Annotated in this window: 14 protein-coding genes; 6 read left to right on the forward strand and 8 right to left on the reverse strand. The window is 65.2% G+C overall.

Annotated features, from left to right (window positions below; all coding sequences use genetic code 11):
• Positions 1-12: 12 nt before the first annotated feature.
• A complete protein-coding gene (locus VMT40_RS01705; RefSeq protein ID WP_326356219.1) occupies positions 13-8,292 on the reverse strand; it encodes an alpha/beta hydrolase in 8,280 nt (2,759 codons plus the stop codon).
• A 235-nt stretch (positions 8,293-8,527) separates the two neighbouring features.
• On the opposite strand from VMT40_RS01705, the gene VMT40_RS01710 reads away from it, so the two are divergent.
• From VMT40_RS01710 to VMT40_RS01730, 5 genes are all read left to right on the forward strand, one after another.
• Positions 8,528-9,385 (forward strand): hypothetical protein, encoded by an 858-nt coding sequence (locus VMT40_RS01710; protein WP_326356220.1) that lies wholly within the window; start codon positions 8,528-8,530, stop codon positions 9,383-9,385.
• A gap of 111 nt (positions 9,386-9,496) precedes the next feature.
• Positions 9,497-11,035, forward strand: a complete 1,539-nt coding sequence (locus tag VMT40_RS01715) for a hypothetical protein (protein WP_326356221.1) — start codon at positions 9,497-9,499, stop codon at positions 11,033-11,035.
• 83 nt (positions 11,036-11,118) lie between these two features.
• A complete protein-coding gene (locus tag VMT40_RS01720; RefSeq protein WP_326356222.1) occupies positions 11,119-11,442 on the forward strand; it encodes a WXG100 family type VII secretion target in 324 nt (107 codons plus the stop codon).
• Positions 11,443-11,446: 4 nt separating this feature from the next.
• A complete protein-coding gene (locus tag VMT40_RS01725) occupies positions 11,447-11,950 on the forward strand; it encodes a YbaB/EbfC family nucleoid-associated protein (RefSeq protein WP_326356223.1) in 504 nt (167 codons plus the stop codon).
• The gene (locus VMT40_RS01730; protein WP_326356224.1) at positions 11,947-12,237 is read left to right on the forward strand and encodes a hypothetical protein; all 291 of its coding nucleotides are present in this window, start codon (positions 11,947-11,949) and stop codon (positions 12,235-12,237) included. Before VMT40_RS01725 ends, VMT40_RS01730 begins: the two co-directional genes overlap by 4 nt.
• Before the next feature lie 65 nt (positions 12,238-12,302).
• Here the strand turns inward: VMT40_RS01730 and VMT40_RS01735 are convergent, their stop codons facing one another.
• Positions 12,303-13,115 carry a PhzF family phenazine biosynthesis protein gene (locus VMT40_RS01735; RefSeq protein ID WP_326356225.1) on the reverse strand — a complete coding sequence of 271 codons (813 nt, stop codon included), beginning with the start codon at positions 13,113-13,115 and terminating at the stop codon, positions 12,303-12,305.
• A gap of 32 nt (positions 13,116-13,147) precedes the next feature.
• Positions 13,148-13,570 (reverse strand): hypothetical protein, encoded by a 423-nt coding sequence (locus VMT40_RS01740; protein WP_326356226.1) that lies wholly within the window; start codon positions 13,568-13,570, stop codon positions 13,148-13,150.
• Between the two features lie 236 nt (positions 13,571-13,806).
• On the opposite strand from VMT40_RS01740, the gene VMT40_RS01745 reads away from it, so the two are divergent.
• Complete coding sequence (locus tag VMT40_RS01745; RefSeq protein WP_326356227.1) at positions 13,807-15,288, forward strand: hypothetical protein; 1,482 nt, start codon at positions 13,807-13,809, stop codon at positions 15,286-15,288.
• Between the two features lie 103 nt (positions 15,289-15,391).
• On the opposite strand, the gene VMT40_RS01750 is transcribed toward VMT40_RS01745, so the two are convergent.
• The 5 genes from VMT40_RS01750 to VMT40_RS01770 form a co-directional block, all read right to left on the reverse strand.
• On the reverse strand, positions 15,392-15,709 hold the full coding sequence (locus VMT40_RS01750) for a PE family protein (protein WP_326356228.1): 318 nt from the start codon (positions 15,707-15,709) through the stop codon (positions 15,392-15,394).
• Between the two features lie 61 nt (positions 15,710-15,770).
• The gene (locus VMT40_RS01755; RefSeq protein WP_326356229.1) at positions 15,771-17,021 is read right to left on the reverse strand and encodes a hypothetical protein; all 1,251 of its coding nucleotides are present in this window, start codon (positions 17,019-17,021) and stop codon (positions 15,771-15,773) included.
• On the reverse strand, positions 17,018-17,335 hold the full coding sequence (locus VMT40_RS01760; RefSeq protein ID WP_326309530.1) for a type VII secretion target: 318 nt from the start codon (positions 17,333-17,335) through the stop codon (positions 17,018-17,020). Before VMT40_RS01760 ends, VMT40_RS01755 begins: the two co-directional genes overlap by 4 nt.
• A gap of 180 nt (positions 17,336-17,515) precedes the next feature.
• Positions 17,516-17,878 carry a hypothetical protein gene (locus tag VMT40_RS01765; RefSeq protein WP_326356230.1) on the reverse strand — a complete coding sequence of 121 codons (363 nt, stop codon included), beginning with the start codon at positions 17,876-17,878 and terminating at the stop codon, positions 17,516-17,518.
• Positions 17,871-18,668 (reverse strand): ESX secretion-associated protein EspG, encoded by a 798-nt coding sequence (locus VMT40_RS01770; RefSeq protein ID WP_326356231.1) that lies wholly within the window; start codon positions 18,666-18,668, stop codon positions 17,871-17,873. Before VMT40_RS01770 ends, VMT40_RS01765 begins: the two co-directional genes overlap by 8 nt.
• Positions 18,669-18,672 lie beyond the last annotated feature (4 nt).

Consider the following 18,672-nt stretch of genomic DNA (forward strand, 5'->3'; position numbering starts at 1 on the left):
GCTTCACAGATCTCACCGATTCTTGTATCGATCCTGCGGTCCAAAGTTCGCCTCCCTATTGGGGAATACTCGTTCTTTCGTAACGACTGATTGCACAACCGGCTTGCCGTCGACATCGAGATGGACACTACCGTCCCCGTTACGGACATAGGTGACCTCTTGCCATCGCATGATGACGTCACTGGGCACGCCGTCTGCTTCACGGGTCATCTTTACCTGGTAGTTTCGGATCTCTTGATGTTCCTCTTTCGCGAACGCGACCAACTGGTTTTCCTTGGCGCGCCACGAAGCCTCATGCACCCAACCATCCTTTCGGTTCCCCGAGTTCGATGCCGCCATCTGCGGATGCATGTTCAGGTACTCGCCAAGGCCCCCCAGCTCGTTCGCCAGGAGATGACCTCCAGCCCATTTGATTCGGGATTTTTCAAGCTCGGCACCGGTCAGCTCGTAACCCGGATTGCTCGGGTAGGCCGCCTCGCCCTCTTGGTATGCGCGCTGCTGCGCACCCTTCCCGCTATCATCGTCTCGATACGACTTATTCTGGCCGCGGGCTTCGATATCACCCGTCAATGCATCGGTCTGTCCGTGCGCGTCGGTGTGGAACGACAGCAACTTTTCGTTGTTATGAACGTTTGGGACCTGATATTGGACATCGGGTAGCAGAGGAAAGCTCAGGTCGGGGTTGAATCCGGACCATGGCCCCTTCTTATCGAGTGCCAATTCCCGCGAGCCCGGGGTAGCCTCAACCCATTTGACTGTGCCATCTCCGTTAGTGAAGAACGTTGTCCTTGTACCGTTCTCATTGATTACAGGGTACGCAGACCAAGGCTTCAGCGGCTCGTCTCCAAAATGCGCCCGCAATGGCTCGGGCACGACCTCGGGGTGCTCAACGGGTTTCAGCTTGCCAGGCTCCGTGTTTCCATCGGGTACGGTTTCACGGTCACGATGCGGAGCCCTGATCTCCTCGTGAACATCGATCGGCTGCCGGGGCAAGTGAGGATTCAGCGGATCCGGTGGCTTGTGGGTTGGACGATTCCATTCGACAAAGAGTTCATCGAAATCAGAGTCATCCTCATGGATCACCCTGTCCTTTCCAGGAAGGTCGTATTGCGGTTCAGGCGCGCCGTCGTCGCCTCGATCTCGGGCACTAGCGGTGTCGATGTCGTGCTTGTCTTCCTCGCGGGTGCCTGGGACGAAACCGTCCTCTGAGACTTTGACTTTGGTGCCGTCGGGATGAATAAAGGTCCAGTCGCCGTCTGGGGGGATGCGGGGGCGGCGGGTGCCTTCGGGGGTTGTCTCGGCGGTGGAGGAGTAGACGTGGCCCGCTTCGTCTGTCCAGGCTGGTTTGGTGGGGGCCAGGACGCCGGTGCGGGTGGCCTTGGCCAGGCGGGTGGCGGCGTCGGTGGAGGCGGCGTCGCAGCCGATCAGGCGGATGGGGCGGCCGTCGTAGCCGAGTTCGGGGAGGCGGGCGGCCAGTTGTTCCATCGTGTACTCGCGGCCGTCGAGGAGGATGGTGCCGCGTTCGGTCAGGTGAGCGTCGATGGTGAAGAAGCGGGGGTCTTCGGGGACCAGGTGCGCCAATGCGCGTAGTTCCGGATCGTTGTGCAAGGCGAGACCGGCGGGGGTGCGGTCGGCATAGTGGCCCAGCGGGTCGGCCGGTGGTGTGTGATCGCCCAACGAGTGAGTTGAATCGTGAGGGGGCTCAGTCTCATTCGGGCGATGGTCGGATTCGCTCGGGTGGCGATCGTCCTCGTTCGGGTGACGATTGGCGACGTCCGAAGGGCGATCGGTCGGGTGCGAAGCGGGTTCGCGGCGCGGTGCGATGTCCGACCGTTCCGGTAGCAAGGCCTTGTGGTTTTCGGCCAGGTACTTCGACAGCTCGGGGTGGTACTCGCTGAATAGCCGGGTAGGGGTGATGGCCGTCGCGGGATCGAGCATGCCGAGGTTGTCCATCAAGTCGCGGAGTCCGTGGCGCAGACCGGGTAGCTCGGCGGCACGAGCCGGATCGTGGTAGGCAGAGGCGATGTCGTAGATGCGCTGGTGCATCTCCTTGAAGCGGTCGATCAGGTGCGGGGTCAGCGTCGAGGGTCGGTCGGCCGGATCGATGGGCGCCCGCTCAGGAGTGGGGCCTCCAGCGTGCGGAACCTCTTGTGAGCGCTCAGGTTCGACCGGACGTTCAGTCTCATCTCCTAGTCGGAGCGGAATGTCGTGTTCGTCAGGCCCATCCGTCCGGTGGACAGGATCCGCGTCGGCCTTAGCCGTCGGCACATTGGGTTCGTGGGCATCCGGGAGTCCCGCCCGCGGATCATGAACGTAATCGGCCGGTACAAGCTTGCCCTTGACGAGGTAGTCGACATAACCGTCGTCGTAGCGGGCGCCTTTTGGATCCTCGATGACATCGGTGATCAGGAATTTCGATTCACGCTGGAGGATGAGTTCGTTCTCGGGTCCGGCCAAGCCCTTGTCGCCGACCCATGCGCCCTTCGAGTCCGCCGGAACCTCCAGTTCCACACGGACTTTGAGCCTGAACTCCTGAGGCGGTGTCGGTCCTAGGCTGGTCGACATGTAGCCGTGCTCGGTCTGGACGGTGCCCTTCAACAACATTGGGTTGCGGCCGTTGAGCGGTTGACCGTCCGGGCCGATGAAGCGGTCCAGGCTCCGCATGCTGATTCCGCGGGATACCTCCACGCCCTCGGGAATCGGGCGGTTCATCGCTTGGTCGAGGTGTTCGACCTGGGATCGGAGAACGTCCATGGTCGGTTCGCTGCCGAAGTATTCGCGCATCATGGGCAGCTTGTCGGCGTTGCGCGACAGTTCCTGGAGCCGACCGTGCGGGTTGGGATCGTTGACTACATGCTCGATCGTGGCGCGCAGGCGTGGATCGAGGCGGGGATCGCGGGGGTCTGGATGCTCGGCCAGAATGCGGTCGAGCACTTCCACTTTCGGCATGATCGGGCTGCCGTTGGTGACTCGCCTGAGTTGCTGGTAGTGGCCCTCGTCTTCGGCGAGCTTGGCGAGCAGCTGCACCGGGTTCTCGGCGCGCAGGAATTCGTTGATCCACGACTTCTTCGTGTAGCGCTGCAGCTCACGTAGCTCCGGTTCGGACATGGTGTCCCGGATCGGAGCGAGCGTTTCGTCGCCGTAGTGGCGCGCGGCTTCGGGTGTGTCGAAGCGCTGAATTGGATCGTGCGCGGGTGCCACAGTCTCCGGCTCTGCCGGGCGAATCGGTTCCTGTGTGGCGGGTTCGTGCTCGGCATTTGGGTGCGCGGTGTCGTTCGTGGGCTCGCCGTGGGGAGATTGCTCTCGCGAATCCTGGTGTGGCTTTTCGGGCTCCGGATGTGGTGTGGCCTGTTCCGAGTGGCTCTGTTCGGTGGGATGCGGCTGCACCGAGTCCAGGTGCGGCTGCCCGGAATCCCCGAGGAACGGGACGTAGTGTTCGTCCGGCCCGTCGATATGGCTCGGCAGCTCCCGATGCGGTTCCTCGGGATGCGGAACCTCGTTCGGGTGGGTGGGAGTTGGCTCCTCGGGAGCTAGTCCGTCTCGCCCTGCTCGCGGTTGATCCGGTTGATCTCCGACTCGCCCCACGCTTGCCAGATCTTGATCTGGTCCTCGGTGGCTGGGCGGCGTCCCTTCTTCTCCAGGTCGGCCGTGTGCTGGCGGATGTTGTCCGCCCACTTCTGGTCTTCCGGTGACAGGGGCTTGCGGCGCTCCATCACTTTCCGAGCGATTCGGTCGAATTCCTCCTTGTTCATGGTCTGTCCTTCCTAGGTCCTGTAGTTCGATGACGATTTTCTCGTTGCCGTAACGATCTTCGACTCGGTATTGGTCCTTGACGAGGAATTTGTTGCCCGGCGGGAAGACGACTTCGTCTTGCTGGCCCGAAGCCCAGGAGATGTCTTTCCCGAAAGCGGAGTCGATGATCAGCTCGATATTGCCGCCGGGCATCGAGCCTTCCTTGTCCGAGGAAGCGAAGCCCGGATCGAACGGGGTCTTGCCCTGCTGATAGTCATCGACGAATCGCGAGAGTTTGACCGGGTCGTCGATGTACAGGGATCGGTAGACAACGCCGTGATAGTCGGGAAGCTTGTTGTAACCAGAGATCAGAGTGCGGATTTCGACGTCGCGATCGTCCAGGGCGTGGGTGTTGCCGTTGCGGGTCGCGTCGTTGACCGGCTCGTTGAGGTGGAAGAACTGGTTGCGGCGGATCGCGTCGATCTCGGCATCCGTCAGACGGGCGATCTCGGGGTGCTTGCCGGTTTGCTCGGCACGAATGTCTTGGACTTCACCGTCGCTGATGCGGTTCTTGGCGGCGTATTCGTGTGAGGCGGTGGGGTCTTCGTAATGCGGGTTCGCGTAGTACGGCTTGTCTTCGACGGGTAGCTTCGGGCGCTGCGGTTCGGCGCCCTCGGGTAGGTGGGGGCCATTGTGGTCGGGGAAGCCGTGGTGTGAATCCGGTTGTCCGATACGGGCTTCCGGGCGGGTGGCGGCCGGGTGCGCGGGTGTGCCGGATTCGAGGGGGTGTAGTGGGTTTCCGTGGGCGTCGTAGATGATGGCGTGGGAGTTGGCGACGTTGGTGCGGTCGCCGGGGAAGGGATGCGGTCCTTCGCCGAGGGCGGGGTCGTGGATGACGAGCATGCCGCCGTCGTTGGTGATGGTGTAGGCGTGAGCGCCGACGCCGTTTTCCTCAGCGGGGCCGTGGAACTCGTCGACGACGATCGCGGTCGCGCCGTCGCCCATGCGATATAGCTGGTCGGCCAGGACGCCGGGGGTGTCTATCGGCTGCAGGTGGGCGCCAGCGGCGTTTTCGAGCTCGTCGGCGGACATGCCGCGGTGGGCGATCTGCGGATCGTCGGGGATGTGGATGTTCGGGTTGCCGGTCAGCTCTTGGGCATGCTGAAGAGCTTGCGGGCCACAGTCGTTCGACGGTGTGTGCTCAGCCGGGAGCTGCGGGGTGTGCTCGGCGACCGGGTCGGGGTTGCGGTATTCGTCGACAAGGCTGTCGTAGCCGTGCGGCGCCCCCTCGACCGGATCGTGCACCGGCGGGCGCAGGTGGGCCGGATCGCGGGGCGTGGAGCCGAAGGTCCGCTGCCAATCATTGAGATCCGGGCGCTCTGGGCGGGCGAACTCGGGGATGACCTCGTGAGGCCGACCCGCGGCGATCTTGCCGAAGTTGTACAGGGATTCGCTCGGAACGCTCCGGCCGTCACCGTCGTGGAACTTGTAGTAGCCGGTGTGGGTTCCAATATCGCTGAGAGTTCTTATGCCGCCCGGGAATTGAGCGGTGATGCGGCGTGCTCCGAACGAATCGACCGACGGGTCGAGACCCAGCCCGAGGCCGAGCGCCGGTGCCGCCCGGGATATGTCATCGGGGTGGCTGGAGCCGATCCAGGTCACCGGATCCCGAGGCGAGCTGGCGACGAATACATTGTCACCGATACCGAATCGGGAGGCGTGCGGCACGATGCCCGCGCCGGGCGAACCCAGCAGGGTGATCGTCGTGACCTCACCGGCCAGACGCCCGCCCGCACCGGCGAAACTCGTTGTGGTGGAACCGTAGCTGTGGCCGAATACGTGGACGTCCGGCGGAGCCGAACCGTCGGGTAGGGCAGCGTTCTGTTTCCGAGTTTCGTTGAAAGCAGCCAGATCTCGGGCTAGGAGCTGACCACCGCGCTTGGCCAGGTCCGCATTGGTCATCTCCTTGAAGATCTTCGGAACACCGCTCGGCGCGTCGTAGCCGATCCAGGCGATCGACGCCACCGCGCCGGGGTCCTCGGTGTTTCGCGAAGTCTCCCAATAGTGGTTGAACGAATTGTTCAGGTTCACCTTCAAGCTGCGAACCGTGGTGGTGATGCCCGGGACGTGGAACGAAACCGTCGAGGCCTTGTCCACGTCACCGAACGCGACGACGGCCCGACCCTCACCGTTGAACGCTCTAGCGTCGTACGAGAGCACCTGAACCGGTGGTCGGTGACCACCGTTCTCCTTCGCGTATTCGTCGGCGAGTTTGTCGGCCAGCCGCAGATTGTCGACGGTCTTGGAGAGATTCTTGTACTCCCGATAGCCATCGGGATCGAAGAACCTGTTCGTGAACTTGTCGACACGTGGGTTGTTCGCACGCAACTCCGCCATGTCCCGGGCGATGGACAGGCGGTTGGCCTGGTCACGCACCGGCGCCGGAATGCCATCGGCGTTGCCGATTTCGCGTGGATGCACCCGCGCCATCGCTGCCTGCTGATCCTCGGTCAGCGAATGCCACCACTCGTGATTCTCCCGGGCGCGGCTGTGGGCTCCGGCCTGGTCGGTGTCCTCGTGGTGTAGCAGCGTCGAGGGGTCGGCCTCATGCCCGAGCCGTTCGAGAGCGTCCTGAGCATGGAGTCGCTCCGCGTCGGTGATCGGCCGATCCTCCGGCAGCACAGGACGATCCGGATGCTCTGCGGGCGTGTGGGACTCGCGGTTGTTCGGCTGCGCGTCGTGGGACGGCTCGTGTCCGTCACGATTTCCGTCATGAGTTCGGTCCGACGGCTGGTCCGAGTTGTCGTGCCCTTTGCCGCCGGTGCCGTCATGATCGGCGGCAGCGTCATCCTGACGGCCGCCGATCCGGCTCTCGGGCTTGTCGCCGTCTTTGGAGTGCGACGCATCGGACCGATCGCCGTCGGTGGGCCGAGTGGCGTCGGGACGATCGCCGTCCGGTGTGCGCGTGGCATGTTCGTCTGCCGGACGAGCCGTCTCGGGCCGTTCCGGAGGAAGACCCGCGGCGTGCTCCTGCGGCGCAACCTGTGCGCGGTCAGCGGCGGGTCGTTGCGTAGCCGCCTCGAGCCCAGTCGCTTTCGCCTGTGCACCCGTACCGATTCCGGCATCGCGGGTCGGGGCCGCACCAGCTTTGGGGGCTTCGGCTGCCGGTGCAGGATTGGTCGGCGCCTCGGATCGCGGTGTGGCGGTGGCGGTCGGCGTGGACCGCCCTTCTGGCGCGGCCTGGCCGCCGCCGGTCGTATGCGCCGAAGCCGAGGGTTGAACGGCATCGGAAACCCGTGGCGTTCCGCCATTGTGGGCGTTGGGAGCAATCTGGCTTACGGGTCCGCCACCGGCCGACTGCAAGTTCGTGAGCCCGTTCCCATTGTCCGCATGCGGAGTCTGCTCGACCGGCCGTGCGCCGATCTGAGTGGTGCCGGGAGAATTCGCGCCGGGCTGACTCTGGCTACCGTGATCACCGGTGGTGTCGTGAACAGCGGTGTCGGACTTTACATCTGTCACTGACGCCGGATGGGTCTCCGCACTGGGTACCTGGTTCGCGAGCTGCGTTTCGGACGGATTGGTGAGTGCCGGGGCTTTCGTCTCGCCGTAGGTCTTCATCAAGTGAGACCCGAGCCCGCCCACCGCGCCCGCGGTGATCATGCGGGGATCAAGCTCGGTGTTGCCGGTCGCCAAAGCGCTTGCGCCCCAGCCTGCCAACCCGGCGATCGCGCCGGTACCCATGGTTTGCAGACCGGCGACCGTCATGGTCCCCACGCGAGAGTTCGCACCGAAGATCTTAGTGGAGACCGGTTTGAGCCCCTTGTCCAGAAGGGCACCGGCCGGGGCGGCCACCAGACCACCGACACCACCCGCCAGGGCCATGGTGCCGACCTCACCCCAGTCGAACTTCGTGCGGCGGCCCTCGTACCGCTGCCACGCCTGAATGGCGGCATCCGGAGCCGCACCCAGCCCAGCGCCGACGGCCGCACCCACGCCCAGGTTGACAGCAGCGAGCGTGAACTTTGCGAGCACCGCTTTGATCCCGGTGAGCTCGGCCCACTTCACCTCGTGCCCGACGAGATAATTGATCAGGCGCTTCATCAATATCCGCACCGTGATGCGGTTGGCGGCGATGACGCCAGCTTCCTCGACAGGCGCGGCGAACAGCGATGCTGCGGCGATGGCCATTTCGGTGGCCATGATGAGCAGCGTCGCGTGGAACATGAGCTTCGTGTATTCGAGCTCGGTGCCCGTGCCATCAGCCATCGACGCGACGCTGTCGAACCATTTGACGAGGTTGTCGATCGACAACGCGTTGGGGTCCCCGGTCGACTTCAGGGTCTCGAGCTGCTTGATCATCTCCTTGCCGCCGTCGCCCTCGGGGTAGGCGACCTTCACGGCCGAGATGGCGTCGTCGATATCGCCTTTGATGGCTTCGAGTTGCGACGCGGCGGACCGCCAATCGTCGGCGAGACCCCACATGAGGTCCTCGTTGCCCTCCGGCCACTTCATGCCGACGAGATAGCCGAGGGTGCCTACGAGGGGCGGCCGCCAGATCATCGTGCGCCTCCCGATCCGAAAAACACGCGCTCAACCGCGGTTTCGGACCGATGCCCCCGTGCTGTCACTCCCGCCCCCGGACAAGAACCGACTCGTCAGCTATTCAACTGTCCACCAGGTGTTTTCACGAACGAACAGTCGATGATCTTGCGCTACGCTGCCATAGAAGTCGCCGAACGGCAACCTGGAGATCCGGACCGGCTATCAATCAGCAGCCTCGGAAAGGGGTGGCACCATGCGATCGCTGTGGTTCATTCCCCATGGCAACGCCGTGATCGAGCCCGAAGAATCGACGGGCTATCGCGGTGGTTGGTCGTCCACGCTCCACCCGATCAGCACCAAGCAGGCCGCAGCCGTTGCCGCTCATGGGCGTCGCCGTGCCCGTGAAATGCTCTCGCTACTCGAAGGCGCGGGCTTCATCGCAGCCGAGTCCGGCTCCGAATACTGGAGCGAAACCGAGCTGGTCGGTGAAGGTTTCAATCGATTCGACAAGGGACACAATGGCCGGGTTCACAAGGTCGCGGCCGAGCTGACTCTGCCCGGCTCGACATCGAATATCGCCGAGTTGGCGCGGCGCTTCGCGGATCTACCCTTGAGTGCCATCGAGCGTGTCAGGGCGGATACCCCCGACAAGACGTACACGTTGTTCCTACCTCGGCAGCACGGTCACGCCGGAACCATCAAGATGGCGAAGCAGGAAAACCCGTCACGGATCACCGTCAGTCTTCTCGCCACGAGCAAGCGGTACTTCTATCGCTGGGACAAGCGGGAGCCGGTCTGGAAGATCCTCCTCCGGAACCAAACCGAGGAGGACAACGAGGATCGCCGAGCGCGTGAAATCGCCCGTCTCGGTTTCTCCAGCCGCGACTGGCCCGTGCACGCCGAACTGCCCGACGGCATCTCGGAATCAGAGGCCACCGATCGTGTGCGTCTCTATCTCATGGGAGCGGGCGTCAACACCGCGCCTGCCACACTTCGTGCCCAGCGGACCGAGAGCGGCTGGGACGTCGCGATCTCCGGCGATCCCGCTCTCGACGGCCTGGGTGCCCTGCGGATCACCGATGCCGGACGCATCAGCCCGCCCACCGAGTGAATTCGCGGCAACCACCACGGCCGGATCTGAAACACCCCTCGCGAATGTGTAGGGTCGCAGGCGTATCCGAACGGGCAGCCGCACCGCCCGGTCGACGAGGGGAGCGACATCGTGAGCAAGCCGCAGGACGGAGCTAGGGACGAGGAATTCTTCAAGGAATTCATGTCGTCGTTCGTACAGGCCAGCGGTGATAGCGCTCCCGAATTCGAGGTCGTCTCCCATCCGGGGCCCGGTGCGGTCGTCGATGAGAAGCAGATCACCGAGCAGGCACGCGAACTGACGCATCGGGTCGCCCGCGAGCTCGCGGCCGACGGACCCGAGGGCTGGGAGCGCATCGATGCCGTCTTCGCCTGGACGGTCGCCGCGCAAGCGTGGAATGTGACCTACTCGGCGAACGGACGCGGTGTGCGCGCCGAACCCTCGCAAGCCACCCTGTTGGCCGTGCAGGAGCAGCGAGAAATCGCCGCACAACTCCCAGCCGGGCCGTGGTGGCGCATGCGGCTGATCATCACCAACGCTGGCCAGATCCAGACCGACTACGACTACGGTGACGAGCCCTTTCCCGACGATCAGCTCTTTCCCGCCGAGGCCTATCGCGCGGACCTTCAGCAGTACCCGCGCGACCGTCTACCGGTATGGCTGGCCGCCTACGTCGGCAACGAGGGCAGGCAGCAGCGTTCGCCACGGGTCGCGGCCGAACAGGCCCGCATCGACCGCGGCAAGGGGATCCGCGGAGAGGTGAGCACGACGGATTTCCCTCCGCTGCAGCTGACTTGGGCTCGATGGACCGCGATGGCGGCCGCGTTCGCGGCGATCGGTTCGGCACAGGGTCCGCGCATCCTGCCCGCACTCGCGTGGTTCGAGGGCTCCCAGCGCAGCGGAAGCACGCTTTACGTACTGCCGGGCGACCGGGCGGTGATCTCCGGTGGCGTGTGGAACGCACCGGCGCTGGACGCGGCCTACAACGAGGGCAAGCCGCTACCTGAACTCTATGCGGGCGCACCGGATTGGATCACCGACGCCATTCTCAACCCCAGAGCGGTCTCGGGCCTGCTGTCGTTCTGCTACTGGTGGGAGAACGGCAACTGGTACCGCGGCGAATCCCCGGCCGGTCAAGGTCTGGCCGAAGCTGTGCCGGGGGTCTGGACCGCCGAGGCTACGGTGGACATCATCGTGGACGTGCTTGCGGGTGCTACCGAACAGCCTGTGAGTGACCTCACGAGGACCGCCGTCGCGACCCTGGTGGCGGCCGCGGAGGCGGGAGTCGTCACCTTCGAGACCATTTCCGCCGCTTTCGATCCCACGCGCTTCGATGTGGATGCCGCACTGAATCAGTTCTCGCTCGCCGGGCTGCGTACCTTCGTGGTGCTACCGCCGCTGTCTCGCATCGACGCAATCGAGCAGGTGCGCAGGCACATTCGGAACAGCGGTGCCGATACCACCGGGTATCACTTGGACCAGTTGACCGCGGACCGAATCGACGCCGGTTGGATGGTCTATGTGCCGACCCAACCCGGGGAGATCATGCTCGGCCGGGCCATCTATTACATCGCCGACGACGGAGTGATCGAAGCCTCCTCGTCCTCGGTGCCACCGAATGTCTATATCGCCGGGTTCACGCAGCGCTATCGCGACCGAAGCAGTCAGTGAGCTCCGAGTAGATTTCCTATTGCCGCCACGGGCGCTCGGCGATAGCGTCACGACATTCACGACAAGGGGAGGAACCAACCGCTATGACCGGAAAAGTCGAAGTCGATCCGGAGCTACAGCGAGTGGCCGCAGCCAAGGCCGCGCAGGTCACAGATCGTGTCCGCGCAGTTCTGAGTGCGTTGGAGTCCGCGTCGGACGGCAAGGGCCAGCCGTGGGGAGACGACGAGTACGGCGAGAAGTTCGCGAAGGGCGACGGCGGCAACGGATATCTCTCGTCGCGAGACAACCTCACGACACTCGTCGACAAACTCGCGGGCAAGTCCGACAGTCACTCGACTGCACAGCAGGATGCCGCCAAGCTGCACGACAACACCGACAAGAGCAACGCCGATGCCTTCAAGAAGTAGCCCGATGGCGAACGAATTCATCAAGGGCGAACTGGCGTCGATGATCGATGAGTTTCAGGCGCAGATGCGAATACTCACCGACATCCAGCAGAAGCGAGCCCAGCTCTTGGCAACCGGATACGCGCTGCAGAAGCGGGTCACGGTGGTACTCAACGCGGATGGAATCGTCATCGAGACTCGATTCGATGACGACCTGGAAGGGCTGCCGCTCCACGAGCTATCGCAGGCCGTCACCGAGGCGGCCCAGGCCGCGGCGACCGAATTGGCCCGAAAGAGCGCCGAACTCACCGCCCCGATCCAAGAACGTCGCGGACGCATGCCGAAGATGTCGGACCTGATCGACGGACTGCCGGACCTGACGGAAGAGATCCCGGACCGTATCCCCGCCTCGACCGCTCCCCCGAATTCTCCTGAGCGACAACAGCACAACGAACCGGTGATGACGTTCACCGACGTCGAAGACCTGGAGGACTTGACGCCCGGACGGATCCGCGCGGACGACTGGTGACGCGGCGCAGAGATAAGACAGCAGAGCAGCTGGAGCAGACTTTCGAGCGGGTGCTCGCGAGCGCGTTGGAAGGGCGACTCGTTCGGACCCATACCGGACTCGACCGATCTACTCGAGACGCGCTCAATGCGATTGCCCGTGCGCATCCGGACGCGAGTGAGGACCTTGTCGAGCAAGCACGCGGCGCCTTCGCCGGGCAGCTCGACGGCAGCAATGCGGCGCGACAGCGGGAAGAGTTCGATCGGAAGATCAGGGAGCGGGCCGCCCAGTTGAAACGCTCGCAGTAGCCTGGTGACTGTCGAGATGGGGTTGCCGTCGTAGGTCCCGCTCCCAGCGAACTGGCCGTTCGGGATCAGGCATGCAATTGGCCGTCGAGCACGATTACCGCTTTGCCGGTCAAAAGCACGCGGTTGCCGGTTGTTTCGGTACCGACCAGACCGGTTCGAGCCGAAACCTGTAGTCCGGTCAGCGCGGTACGGCCTAGCCGGGCGGTCCAGAATGGTGCGAGTGCCGTGTGTGCGCTGCCGGTGACCGGGTCTTCCGGAATGCCCAATTGCGGGCCGAAGCAACGGGATACGAAGGCGTAGGCGCCATTGGGATCGTCGGCTAATGAGGTCACGATTACGCCCTTGGTTTTCAGCTTCATCAGTGCGGTCATGTCGGGAGCCAAAGTGCGCACGACATTTTCACTCGCCAGTTCGACCACGATGTCGTCGAGGGCATCAGTGTCGTAGGCGCCCAATGGCTGGGCACCGAGCGCGGCGGGCAGGCCGGGCTCCGGCTCGATCGCTGTCAACGGGCTCGCGGGAAAGTCCAACACTACTGCGCCGTCACCGCGCAATCTCGCCGACAGTATGCCGCTGAGGGTGTCGAATCTGACCGTGCCGGTGGCCAAGTTGTCTGCGGCGAGCACATAGGCGGTGGCCAAGGTTGCGTGCCCGCACATGCGGATCTCCTGGGTGGGGGTGAACCATCGCAGGTCCCAATCATGTGCGGCCCCAGGCAAAGCCGGGCGTGCGAAGGCGGTCTCGGAGAGATTCATCTCGGCGGCGACCGACTGCATCCACCCGTCCACGGGCCACGGACCTGCCGGTAACAGGCACACCGCAGCCGGGTTGCCCGTGAACGGCCGATCGGCGAATGCGTCGACAATCCGGATCCTCATGTTCGCAGGGTAGACAACCCCCTTGGTCGAAATTAGGTGAAGCCTAGGGTGATCCAGCCGTGTGCTTCGGCGATCTTGGCCCAGAGGATGAGGAGTATGGCGGCGTAGGCGAGGGCGCTGGCTGTGCCGGTCCAGACGAGTGCCCTACCTAGCAGGTTCTTTTCGTCGATTTCAGGGTTGCCCTTCAGCAGAGTCAGCAGCGGGATGTGGTAGCCGCTGTTGTCGCCTCCGTCGGGGACTGTAAAGGCAGCTGTCAGAAGGAGGAGGTCGGCCAGCCGGATGAGTGGGTGTTGGTCGGGGGTGGACAGGGAGGCTGCGAAAAGTAGTGGGGCGCAGACTATGAAGGCGGGGAGGCCGAGGGTCCAGAGGGTGAGCATGATCAGCCAGCCGGGGGCCAGCAGGCGGATCAGGACGAGGGCGAACACCAGGGGCCATTGCCACGAAACGATTGTCATCTGAGCGCCCCCGATCCGTTTGGATGCACTGACCCTGCCGGGGGTGCGGTCGGGGCGCAACTCGCGCTGGTGGCGGGGTTGTGGATAGCGTGGGGCCGGATTGCCGCAGATGAGGTGACTTCGACGCGGCTATGGATGTGAATCAGGTAGTGGGAGGGACGCGAGAAGGTATGGCCTACATGCGGAATGACGGGCTCGCCGGTGGGCCCGAGTCGGCTCCAGGCAGGACGGGGCAGGTGACCGGGGCGCCGAATGTCGGGCGGATCACCGGGTTCTTGCTGATCGCGGCGGCCGTGTTGACGGTGGCGGTGTTGTTTCTGCCGATGGCGACCAATCGGTGGAACGGCAACTCGTGGGACATGTATGTCTGGAAGAGCGTCGGGCATGGGAGTCAGGCCGGGGACAACGTCTTCTATTGGTCAGCCGTCCCGTATGCGCTCATGGTGATCATCGCCGGAGTGGTAGGTGTGCTGCTTGCCGCGGGGATGGGCGCGCGACGGGCGTTGTTGTTCTGGGCAGCGGCGTTCGCTGCCGGGCTGATGGTGCAGATCGCGTCGGGAGATGTTGCGGGCTATGCCCAGAGAGATGGGGGCGATACCTCGCAGGGGCCGGGGTTCTGGGTGGTCACGCTGGTGATGCTGGTCGCCTGTGCGGCATTGGTGACCACGTTGCGGGATGCGGTGATATCGAAACATGGTGCCGTGCAAGGGACGAGCACGCCGCCGGGTGGTGCGGCGGACCGGGTCACAGGGGTGTTCCTGCTTATCGCGACCGTGGTGGCACTCCTCGCATCCCGCCTGCCGATGATGACAGGACATCGTGACACGTCGAGCGTGTGGAGCATGGGTGACGGGTCGATTCCGTTGCCCGCCGCGCAGTTCGTGCTGGGGTTGCTTGCCGTGCTCGTTATCGCCATCGCACTACTGGCGGGAGGTGGCATGCGCAATCCGGCCATGCGTGCGTGCGGCGGGACTGCCGCCGCAATCATTTTCGGATACGCGATCAGTGCGCTGACTGCCGAGTTCTCCATGAATGGCGTCAACTTCTGGGAGTATTCGAGCACCGGCTTCTGGGCGGCGGCTGTCGCGATGGTATTGGCCTTCGCCGCGACGGTGGCCGGACTGGTGGCGCAGTTGGCGCGGCCGCGTATGGTGGCCTCGCCGGGGATGGGTCATGCGCCGGGGTTCGCGGCGCACGGGTTCACGCCCGCGCCCAACCCGTTCGCGCAGACCACACCGCCGAATCCGTTCGCACCGGCCGTGGCTGCGCCGAATCCTTTTGCGCCCGCCTCACCGGTACCGAATCCGTTTGCGCCCGTGCCCAATGTTGAAGCGACCGTGAAGCTTCCGCCGCAGCCGCCTCGGATGGCGAAGGTCTATGACGGGAAGGATGCTGAGGGGCGGCCGGTGGTGGGGCGGGCTGTGTTGGAGGGGAATTTGCGGACTGCGGTGTTGGCTTATCTCGAGTCGGCGCCGGTTGTGTTGGCGGCTCGGAGTTTCGAGGAGGATGAGTTTGCGCCGGGGGATCGGGATGTGCCGCTTACTTTTCGGACCGATGGGGTCTGGGTTTGGGCGGGGGCGGTGGCGCATTATCTGCACAAGCATGGGTTGCCGCCGGAGGAGGAGTTGGTGCGGCACATCACCGCTCGGGGGTTCCGGGTTGGTGAGGTGAGTGAGGCTGCGCAGCGGGCGGCTGTTCAGGTGATTACCGCGGGATGAGTCTGGTCACCGCGAGATGAGCATGATCACCGCGCGGTGAGGCCCGTGAGGGGGCGGGAGTGGAATTCGGCTCCCGCCCAAGGGATCCCACGGGATCAGCGGATCAGAGGTTGGTGAAGTCCACCGCGTTGGCGGTTTCGACCTGGCCGAAGGTGTGTGCCTGGCTGCGCACGACGGCGGCGAGCTTGCGTAGTTCGTCCACACCCGATGTGCTCTGGGAGACGAAGGACGCGCCTACCGCGGTGAGGGTGTCGGCGGCGGCCAGGGATACCTTGTCGGATCCGGCGGCGGGTACGGCCAGGGCTTCGCCGTCCGCGCCGAGGGCGGACTCCAGGCGATCGGCCATGGCCTCGAGGTCGGCGGCGGCGGCCAGTACCGTATCGGCGTCGAAACGTACACCGCGCAGGTTGAATTCGGTCATCATCCCTCCCTTTTCAGCGCATCTTATCGCGTCACCCGGCTTGGCATCGAACGGGTTTCGCTCACTGTGCCGGGCGTGGGCCGTTGGTGCCGACCGCGCCGACCACCGGTACACCGGTGTAGCCCAGTTCGCCCACCACCTCGTCGCCGTGCTCGGCGGTGACCATGTTGGTGCGCACCTCTTCGTCGGCGTCACCGGCCTGCGCGGAGGCGCCCGCGGCGGCACCCATGGGCGGCACCATGCCGCCGCCCATGCCGACACCGCCGGTGGCCGACATCGGCACGGGCGCCGGAGCGGGCGTCGTGGTGGTCGAGCTCATGGTGCGGGGGCTGGCCTGGCCGAGCGGTGTCGAGGGCGCGCTCACGCCGCCCAGCCCGCCCATCGGCGCGAGACCGCCGCCGAGCCCGGACGAATCCGTCTTGGCGGCAACCGGTTCCGCCTCCGGGGCCGGGTCCTCCACCGAGGTCTGGCTGATCGATTGCAGCTGCTGCAGTTGCAGCACGCCCTGGCTGGCCACGCTGCTCAGTGGCGAGATCGCGCTCAGCAGCTGCGTCACCTGGGACAGCGAGTCCACGCCCTTCGGGGCGTCGGTGATCTTCACCTTCTGTCCGGCGGTGGTCATATTGGCGCTGTGCACCGTCATCTCGGTGCGGGTCTTGGCCACCGTCGCGGTCGCCTCGGCCGCGGTCTCGGTGGCCAGGGACAGCAGGAAGGCCTGCCCGGGCGGGGTGCCGATGAACGGTGCGGCGATCGTGACGCCGGTGACGAACTTGGTGATGATGGCCGACATCATGGCCGCACCGGTGGCCACCGAGGTGGCGGCGCCCGCCATCACCGTCTTCTGGTGCAGGTTCTGGCCTTCCAGCTCCATGGCATTGGTCTGCGCGGCCGCGCCCTTCTCGGCCGCGCCCGTCGCACCCGAGCCCTGCCAGGAGTTCGAACCCGCCAGCGACATGACCGACTGCGCGATCGACATCACCTGCTGCAGCGCGCTCGACACGCCCGAGAGCACCTTCGACGCGTCCAACCCCTGGCCCAGCTGCCCGGTGCCGAACGCGGAGGCCAGATCGGTGAGCGGCTTGGTGAGTGCGGTCAGATCCAGGGTGGGCAGCGGCGGCATGTCGGGCAGCGGCGGCACGGACGGCAGCTGCGGCAGCGCGGGCAGGCCCAGCGTCTGCAGCACATCGCCCACCGGACTGTTCAGCAGCGGGGCGAAGTCGGTGTCGCGCAGGACATCCGCCACCGACTGGCCGGTGGCCGCGAGGGGCGTGGCCTGGACCGCCCCGGTCGAGCCGTCGAGCGGAGTACTCACAGGTCTCGCGACAAGGAGAGGAAGTCGACGCCCGACGCCTCGTCGGTGGCCTGGTAGCCCGCGGCCGCCTCGTGGGCGGTGACCGCGGTGCCCGCGTGCACGGCTGCCAGCTCGGCCACCGAGGACAGGTGATTGCCCTGCGCGCCCGCGTAACTCAACAGGAAGTCCTGACCGATCAGACCGAAGACGGGCACGAGACCGGCGACCGTGGCGACCTGATCGACGGCGGCGGCGCTGGCCACCGCACTGGCCATGGCGGCCGAAGCGTCTCCGTAAGCGCGAATCGCGTCCGGTGTGGCAACGAGGTTGGTCATGACACCCCCATCAGGAAGATCATATCGAATCGAACTATACAGATCGGATATTCACCAGGTACAGCGAAGAGCGCACAAACTGACGAAAAGCCAGGTGAACGTCAGGTATTGCGCAGGTTACCCGGCCGACCGGATGATGTTGGCGCACAGGATATTTGATTTCACCAGCGTGGCACCGGCTCAGATCGGCCGCAGCCAGCTCTCCGGTTCGGTCTCGTATTCCTGTTCCTCGACGTATTCCTGGCGGGTCACGTCCTCGGCGGTCGGCAGTCCGGTCAGCGCCAGCAGTTCGGACGACAACCCGGCCGCCTGCAACTGCGCGCGCCGCTCGATCCCGGCGCGGGCCGCGGATTGGTGGCACAGGCGCAGGATCTCGGCCGCCAACAGTTCGGGGTCCTCGCGCAGGCGGGCGCGATCGACCGAAATCGCCCGGGGCAGACCGGCTTCCGTCGTCGTCACGACGATCGCACCGGTGCGCGAGGACAGCGTGAACTCGGTCGGGAAGTCCGGAGCGGAATCCATGGGCGCGTTCCCTTCACTCATCGGCCATCACCTGCACCACCTCGGCGATATGGGTATCGAGGACGGCGACCATGCGACGGCGGTCCGCAGCGGCGGCCACCGGGGGATGCTCGCCGGTGACCACGTAGCGGCCGTCGTTCTCGAGATCGCGCCACCCCAGCCGGTACCGAGCGATGCCGCGCGGGCCGAAGCGCGAACGGCCCTGCACCACATCGATGGTGCCCATGTTCTCGGCCGGGGCGGCCAGGAAGTCGGCGGCCCGGGTGACGACCGTCCCCTCCAGGGTTTCGTGCGCGGGCGACAGCCCGAACTCGTAATCGGTGTCCTCGACGTCCTCGGTCTCGGCGAGCACCAGATCGCCGCCCGGCCCGCCCGGGAAGTCGCGACCCGCCGGGGTGTCCGGCAGTTCCGCCACCATCCGCTCCGCCAGCGCCTCGGCATAGAACTCCGACAGCGTGAAACCGCTACTGTGCGCATAGGTTTCGCCCGGATGCTGCACCAGCAGATAACCCGCCTCGCCCGAGCGGACACCGAGCAGTCGGATGCTGGCCGAGGCCGAGAGTCGATCACGCCCGTCCCAGCCGTGCACCTCTACCCGCACATCCGGCATGAGCAGCGCGCGCAGCACCTCGGCGTAGTCGTCGTCCTCGCGGGCGCGCAGGCTCTCGCGGGCCCGCGCCATGTTCGCCAGATGGTCGTCCCACCACTCGGTGCGGCTGGTGAAGGTCAGCGGGCGCGGGAGGAACTCCTCGCCCAGGCCCTCCCACAGCGCCAGGAACTCGAGATCGGTGAACTTCCAGGTCCGAAGCACCGAT

It is taken from the genome of Nocardia sp. CDC160 (assembly GCF_035818795.1).
Lineage (GTDB): Bacteria > Actinomycetota > Actinomycetes > Mycobacteriales > Mycobacteriaceae > Nocardia.

Bases quoted from the DNA above. Each gene is read 5' to 3' on its own strand.
- VMT40_RS01765 (WP_326356230.1), bottom strand. From the start codon at position 17,878: ATGAGTGAAGGGAACGCGCCCATGGATTCCGCTCCGGACTTCCCGACC.
- VMT40_RS01735 (WP_326356225.1), bottom strand. From the start codon at position 13,115: ATGAGGATCCGGATTGTCGACGCATTCGCCGATCGGCCGTTCACGGGC.
- VMT40_RS01710 (WP_326356220.1), top strand. From the start codon at position 8,528: ATGCGATCGCTGTGGTTCATTCCCCATGGCAACGCCGTGATCGAGCCC.
- VMT40_RS01725 (WP_326356223.1), top strand. From the start codon at position 11,447: ATGGCGAACGAATTCATCAAGGGCGAACTGGCGTCGATGATCGATGAG.
- VMT40_RS01760 (WP_326309530.1), bottom strand. From the start codon at position 17,335: ATGACCAACCTCGTTGCCACACCGGACGCGATTCGCGCTTACGGAGAC.
- VMT40_RS01750 (WP_326356228.1), bottom strand. From the start codon at position 15,709: ATGACCGAATTCAACCTGCGCGGTGTACGTTTCGACGCCGATACGGTA.
- VMT40_RS01705 (WP_326356219.1), bottom strand. From the start codon at position 8,292: ATGATCTGGCGGCCGCCCCTCGTAGGCACCCTCGGCTATCTCGTCGGC.
- VMT40_RS01720 (WP_326356222.1), top strand. From the start codon at position 11,119: ATGACCGGAAAAGTCGAAGTCGATCCGGAGCTACAGCGAGTGGCCGCA.
- VMT40_RS01740 (WP_326356226.1), bottom strand. From the start codon at position 13,570: ATGACAATCGTTTCGTGGCAATGGCCCCTGGTGTTCGCCCTCGTCCTG.